At 63.8% G+C, this 6,534-nt stretch carries 6 protein-coding genes; all 6 read right to left on the bottom strand.

All coding sequences use genetic code 11. The features are described 5' to 3' along the window. Positions 1–288 precede the first annotated feature (288 nt). Complete coding sequence (locus KJQ12_RS17765) at positions 289–1,824, bottom strand: coproporphyrinogen III oxidase (RefSeq protein WP_213486579.1); 1,536 nt, start codon at positions 1,822–1,824, stop codon at positions 289–291. A 28-nt stretch (positions 1,825–1,852) separates the two neighbouring features. Continuing rightward, positions 1,853–2,023 (bottom strand): hypothetical protein, encoded by a 171-nt coding sequence (locus tag KJQ12_RS17760; protein WP_213486577.1) that lies wholly within the window; start codon positions 2,021–2,023, stop codon positions 1,853–1,855. 126 nt (positions 2,024–2,149) lie between these two features. After that, positions 2,150–2,602, bottom strand: a complete 453-nt coding sequence (dtd, locus tag KJQ12_RS17755) for a D-aminoacyl-tRNA deacylase (RefSeq protein ID WP_213486574.1) — start codon at positions 2,600–2,602, stop codon at positions 2,150–2,152. 27 nt (positions 2,603–2,629) lie between these two features. Beyond that, positions 2,630–4,819: a RelA/SpoT family protein gene (locus KJQ12_RS17750; protein ID WP_213486566.1), complete on the bottom strand. Its 2,190-nt coding sequence runs from the start codon at positions 4,817–4,819 to the stop codon at positions 2,630–2,632. A 220-nt stretch (positions 4,820–5,039) separates the two neighbouring features. Beyond that, positions 5,040–5,552, bottom strand: a complete 513-nt coding sequence (locus KJQ12_RS17745; RefSeq protein WP_213486565.1) for an adenine phosphoribosyltransferase — start codon at positions 5,550–5,552, stop codon at positions 5,040–5,042. 7 nt (positions 5,553–5,559) lie between these two features. Beyond that, positions 5,560–6,534, bottom strand: a 975-nt coding sequence (locus tag KJQ12_RS17740; RefSeq protein ID WP_213486564.1) for a single-stranded-DNA-specific exonuclease C-terminal domain-containing protein, incomplete at its 5' end; no start/stop codon positions are given.

Raw genomic sequence — 6,534 nt, 5'->3', positions numbered from 1 at the left:
AAAAAGTGACATTTTCACAGACGAGTTAAGGTGACATTTTCACAGACGATTGACACCGCCGGCCGTTATGGACGTTCAAGGGTCTTCGACGTCCAGCGGACGGATCAAATCGCCTATGCCGGCAGACAGAAAGAAGCCTGCAACAACGTTGCAGGCTGAAAGGGTTGCTCTATCAATAAAGGGGGTCAAGTCTCATTATAGGCGCGCAAGGTTAAAGGAATGTGTGAAAAAGATTACAATTGTATTACAAAGCAGCTGCCCGGCGAAAGCGGGCGCGGAAGCCGCGGATCAAACCGACGCCGCTCCGGCGCGGAACACCCGGTCCAGCGCTTCGATCTTCGCCTCCGCGGCGCGCTCCCAGGATTCGATGTACGCTTTCGGCTCCTTCGGATTCGCATGCCGCGTAATCTCGCCCGTCACCGGATCGATGAACTTGCTCGTCGCGCCGCAGCCGATGCCGATGATCGACTGCATTTCCTCCATCATCAGAATGTTGTAGAGGCTCTCCGCGCCCGGCTTCGCGTACCCGACGTTCTCCTGGTTGCCGAGGATGTTTTTCTGCCGGTACAAATAGTACGGGACGTACCCGTGCGCCTCGGTCCACTCCAGCGCCATCGCCGTCATCTTCACGATGTCCTCGCGGCCCGCAACCCGGAACCTGCCGTCGTCGCCCTCCCGGCGCCGCCGCGTCATTTCCGATGCCCGCTTGAACGACAGCGTGTGCACCGTCAGCGACTCCGGCATCAGCTTCTCCGTCTCGGCCAGCGAATGCGCGAACTCCTCCGGCCCTTCGCCCGGCAGTCCGATGATCAAATCCATGTTGATGTTGTTCATGCCGTGCTTGCGCGCCAGCTTGAACTTGTCGATCGTCTCCTCGACGGTGTGCCAGCGGCCGATCCGGTCGAGCGTCGCCTGCGTGTAGGACTGCGGGTTGATGCTGATCCGGCCGATCTTCCATTTGCGCAGCACGTCAAGCTTCTCCGGCGTAATCGTGTCCGGACGGCCTGCCTCGACGGTAATCTCCCGCACCCGGTCGATGCCCGGGATCGCCTCGTACATGAGCGCGTACAAGGCGTCCATTTCCTGGGCGGAGATGCTGGTCGGCGTGCCGCCGCCGTAGTAGATCGTCGTGACGCCCGTGCCGGTTCGTTTCAGCCAATCGCCGATCATCCGCATCTCTTCATGCAGCCCGTACAGAAAACCGTCCACCGACCCCTGCCGGCCGTTGATGTCGTAAGCCGGGAACGTGCAGTAGGCGCATTTCGTCGGACAGAACGGAATGCCGATATACAGACTGACCTCGTGGCCCAGACGGTACAGATCGGGAATGACGGCGAGCTGCCGGTCCACGATCCGCTCCATGAGCGCAATCTTCCCGTCGCCGATCCGGTACAGATCGCGCAGTTCCCGCCGGGTCTCCTCGCGGCTGATCCCGCGCAGGTTCCGGTCGTGCAGCAGCTTCGTCGGCCGCACGCCGGTCAGGATGCCCCACGGCTGCACGATCCCCGTGCGGCGTTCGAGCGCGTCCAGCAGCGCGGCTCCCGCCGCCTGCCGGCGGACGGCCCGCCGCTCTTCATCCGATGCGCCGTCCGGCACCGCGCGAACCTGCTCCGCCTGAATCGGAGCGCCGCCGCCCGCTTCCGTCAGCACGGCCCGGGCCCGCACGCTGACGCCCAGATCTTCGACGCCCACGGCGACCGTCCATTCCGCGTCCGCCGCTTCATCCGGGCCGGCCGTGACGGACGCATCCTCGTCGAACAGCGCCGCGATGTTCGCCAGCGACCGCTCGAACGCCATATCTTCAATTCGAATGTGTATCCGCATTCCGCTCTCCCCTCATGGATCCGCCGCGTCAGAATTGCGCCGCTCCGCTCCTTCCGCGGACAGGCGTCACCCGGATGTCCGGATGCCGCCCGTGGATCCCGTCCTCCTGGCCGAGCACGGCGGCCGCTTCCCGCCGCTCCGCGCCCGGCAGCATGGCAGAGGCGCGCGCCATCTGCCATTGCGTCGGCGATTGCCGCACTGCCGCCCAGCTCCTTCCTCAGAACGTGGCTTGCCAGCAGCCCGTGTCCGCTAGTGTAGCCCGCCCGGCGGCAGTTTAACCCGCACCCGGCGCCGCGCATGACGGCGCGTCTTCCGCCCGCCGTCTTCAGCGTGCCCGGTCCCGGGTGTCCAGTATGAGCGTCACCGGTCCGTCATTGACGAGACGAACCTCCATCATCGCGCCGAACCGTCCGGTCTCGACGACGAGCCCCTGTTCCCGCAGGAACCGGTTCAGCGTCTCGTAGAGCGGCTCGGCCTGTTCGGGCCTCGCGGCCTCCATGAAATTCGGACGCTTTCCCTTGCGGCAATCGCCGTACAGCGTGAACTGCGAGACGGACAAGATGCTTCCTCCGGTATCGAGGACGGAAAGATTCATCTTCCCGGCATCATCCTCGAAAATGCGGAGGCCCGCGATCTTGTCCGCCATCCATTTCGCGTCCGCTTCCGTATCGTCATGCGTCACGCCGACGAGCAGCAGAAGCCCCCGGCCGATCTCGCCGACGGTCTCGCCGCCGACGGTGACGGATGCGGATGCGACGCGCTGCACCACAATTCTCATGCCTTTTGCTCCAGCCTTTCGTCACGGTCACTGCATGATCCGCTGAACGGAGAAAATGTCGCGCACCCGCTTGATTTTGTCCACCACGGACTGCAGATGCTCGATGTTGCGGATCAGAATGGTCATATGAATCAGCGCCAGCTTGTTCTTGTCCGATCTACCCGACACGGCCGCAATGTTCGTCTTGCTCTCCGCCACGACGGACAGCACCTCGTTCAGCAGCCCCTTGCGGTCATGCCCGCGGATCTCGATGTCGACCGCGTAGTTCGCGTCGGCCGACTGCTCCCATTGCACCTCGATGACCCGCGCTGCTTCTTCGCCGTCCTGCGACGGCAGGTTGTTGCAGTTCGACCGGTGAACCGATACGCCGCGGCCGCGCGTGATATACCCGACGATCTCGTCGCCCGGCACCGGGTTGCAGCAGCGTGCGAACCGGACGAGCAGGTTGTCGACGCCTTTGACCCGGATGCCCTGGGCCGATCGCCTCCGCTGGCCGACCGCCGCGGACGCGGGGGGCTTGACTTCCTTCACCTCGGTCGACAGCTCGATCTGATTCGCTTCTTCCGTCTCGCGGCGCAGCTTCTCCGTCAGACGGGTGACGATCTGCGCCGCCGTGATGCCGCCGAAGCCGACGGCGGACAACATGTCCTCGATGTCGTTGAACGCGAATTTCGCCGCGACCGGCTGCAGCTTGTCTTCCTGCATCCATTCGGACGGCTCGAGGCCGAGCCGCTTCAGCTCGCGCTCGATCGCCTCGCGGCCGCGCTGGACGTTCTCCTCGCGCTTCTCCTTCTTGAACCACTGCTTGATTTTGCTGCGCGCATGGGACGACTGGGCGATCTTGAGCCAGTCCTGGCTCGGGCCGTACGAATGCTTCGACGTCAGAATCTCGACGATGTCGCCCGTCTTGAGCTTGTGGTCGAGCGGCACGATCCGGCCGTTCACCTTCGCCCCGATCGTCCGGTTGCCGACTTCGGTGTGCACGCGGTAAGCAAAGTCGAGCGGCACCGATCCGGCCGGCAGTTCGAACACTTCGCCCTTCGGAGAGAAGACGAAGACGAGATCGGAGAAGAAATCCATCTTCAGCGATTCCATGAATTCGGCGGCGTCGCGCGCCTCGTTCTGCAGCTCCAGAATTTCGCGGAACCATTTCACCTTCTCGCCGAAGCCGGCGTTCGGATTCGTCTGTCCTTCCTTGTAAGCCCAGTGGGCCGCGATGCCGTATTCGCTCGTCCGGTGCATCTCCCACGTGCGGATCTGCACTTCGAGCGGCTCGCCGTTCGGGCCGATGACGGTCGTATGGAGCGACTGGTACATGTTCGCCTTCGGCATGGCGATATAGTCCTTGAACCGGCCGGGCATCGGCCGCCACAACGTATGAATGATGCCGAGCGTGGCGTAGCAGTCCTTCACATTGTCGACGATAATGCGGATCGCAAGCAGGTCGTAGATCTCGTTGAACTGCTTGTTTTTCTCGGTCATTTTCTTGTAAATGCTGTAAATGTGCTTCGGCCGGCCGGAAATGTCGCCCTGGATGCCCATCTCCGCGAGCTTCTCGCGGATCCGCTCGATCACGTCGGCGATGTATTGCTCGCGCTCGGCCCGCTTCTTCTGCATGAGGTTGGCAATCCGGTAATATTGCTGCGGATTCAGATAGCGGAGCGCGATGTCTTCCATCTCCCATTTGATGGCCGACATCCCGAGGCGATGCGCGATCGGGCAGTAAATCTCCAGCGTCTCGTGCGCGATCCGGCGCTGCGCCTCCTCGGACTGGAACTTGAGCGTGCGCATATTGTGCAGCCGGTCCGCCAGCTTGATCAGGATGACGCGGATATCCTGCGCCATCGCGACGAACATTTTGCGGTAGTTCTCGTTCTGCTGCTCTTCCTTCGAGCGGAACTGGATGCGCTCCAGCTTCGTCAGGCCGTCGACCAGCATCGCAAGCGTCTCGCCGAACCGTTCGCGCAGATCGTCAAGCGTCACGTTCGTATCCTCGACAACATCGTGAAGAAGCGCAGCCACGGCAGACGTCACGTCCATCTGCATGTTGACGAGGATCTCGGCCACGGCGACCGGGTGTTCGATATACGGCTCGCCCGATTTGCGGACCTGCCCCTTGTGAGCCTCGGCGGCGAACTGGTACGCCTCCCGGATCTTCGCGATATCCGATTCTTTCATGTAGGTCGAAGCTTTCTCGATCAGCGACTCGATGCCCATGAATCGTCCCTTTCTTCCGTGCGCCGCGGTATGCCCGTGCGGTACGTTAGTTTACATTATGACCCCGGAGGCTTGCCCCGTCAACTGCGGCGCGGGCGGATGCGGATCCGGATGCCGGACGATTGCCATAAAAACCCCCGCAAAGAAAAAACCCCCGTTCCGCTGATGCGGCCGGAAGCCGTGCCGCCGCCTGATCATCGGAATGCGGGGGTGCCGTTTTTCAATACGTGATGAGCGAGTAAACGTCCAGCCCTTCAAGCTTCTCCCGTCCGTTCAGATAGCCGAGCTCGATCAGGAATGCCGCGCCGGCCACTTCACCGCCCAGCATCCGGACGAGCTTGACGGTCGTCGCGATCGTGCCGCCGGTCGCCAGCAGGTCGTCCGCCACGAGCACGCGCTGGCCGGGCTTGATCGCGTCCTTGTGAATCGCAAGCTTGTCGCTGCCGTACTCGAGATCGTACGACGTTTCGACCGTCTCGCCGGGCAGCTTGCCTGATTTACGGATCGGCACGAAGCCGACGCCGAGCATGAGCGCAAGCGGCGCGCCGACGACGAAACCGCGCGCTTCGGGACCGGCGATCAGATCGACATTCAGATGCCGCACCTGGTCGGCGATCGTCTCGACGGCTTTCCGGTAAGCTTCCGCGTCCTTCAGCAGCGTCGTGATGTCCTTGAAACGGATGCCCGGCTGCGGGAAATCGGGTATGACGCGAATGTAGTCCTTGAAATTCATGTTTCGTTTATCCTCCTTGTGGAATTGCCGCTCCGGCCGGCTGCGGCCGGATGTTCGGCTCCTGTCCAAATTCCCGGCATGCCGGTGCCTTACGCTCGATCCACGCGGCCAGCTCGGCGGCCGGCGCGGACCACAGCCGTCTCGCTTCGGCGGCGCGAACCGCCTCCCGGTAGGCCGCGGACTCTTCCAGACTGCGTTTTGCCGGATTCGGCGCGAGCCGGATCTTGTCCCCCTCGGCCTCGAGGAACCCGAGCTCCCCGAACACGTCCAGCACCAGCTCCGCCAGATCCTGCGGCAGCCCCCGCTTCCCGAGCGCGGCGCGGACTTCTTCCGGCCGGGCAGGTTCCGCGAACGATTCGCGCAGCAGCCGGTAGGCCGCGGTGAATGCGCTGCGGTCGGGAGCGTGCGCATCCGGCACCTCGTACAGCGCATAGACCGCCGCCGGCTCCCGGCACGCGTTCAGAATCGCTTCAAGCCGCCCTTCGCTCGGCGGCGGATCGATCAGCACGATCGAACGGCAATCGCCGAGGTCCTCGTCTCCGTCGTCATAGGCGCGGACGATCCATGCGCCGGCGCTGTCCGCCGCGCCCGCGGCGGCGGCTTCGCGCAAGGCCGGATCGGCGGTGAACACCGCCGCCGGTTCCGCCGCGATGCCGCGCGCGCCGAGCTCCATCAGCCGGTCCAGCCTGCCGGCCGTGCCGCCCGCCCCGGCCCGCCGGGCGCGTCCGTCAAACAGCTGCACGTTGCTTACGCGCAGATCGCGCACGAGCAACTGCGGCTTGCGGCGGCCGTTCCATTCGTTGATGTTCAGCTCGCCGACCAGATCAACCCGGGCCGTGTCCGATATCCGCGCCGCCCATTCGCCGAGTCCGAAGCCGACCGCTTCGAACGTCCCCGGCGGACCCTGCGGCGTGATCTGCAGATGCCGCCCGTCCTTGCCGATGGTCCGCGCGCTCCGCACCGGAACGTCCGCGATCAGCAG

The organism is Thermobacillus xylanilyticus (genome assembly GCF_907165215.1).
Taxonomy (GTDB): Bacteria; Bacillota; Bacilli; order Paenibacillales; family Paenibacillaceae; genus Thermobacillus; species Thermobacillus xylanilyticus.
Note: the sequence above shows the minus strand (reverse complement) of the source record. Positions and strands in the feature narration are given on the sequence as shown.

Excerpts from the sequence above, each read along its gene's own strand:
- KJQ12_RS17765 (WP_213486579.1), bottom strand. The coding sequence starts at position 1,824 with ATGCGGATACACATTCGAATTGAAGATATGGCGTTCGAGCGGTCGCTG.
- dtd (WP_213486574.1), bottom strand. The coding sequence starts at position 2,602 with ATGAGAATTGTGGTGCAGCGCGTCGCATCCGCATCCGTCACCGTCGGC.
- KJQ12_RS17750 (WP_213486566.1), bottom strand. The coding sequence starts at position 4,819 with ATGGGCATCGAGTCGCTGATCGAGAAAGCTTCGACCTACATGAAAGAA.
- KJQ12_RS17745 (WP_213486565.1), bottom strand. The coding sequence starts at position 5,552 with ATGAATTTCAAGGACTACATTCGCGTCATACCCGATTTCCCGCAGCCG.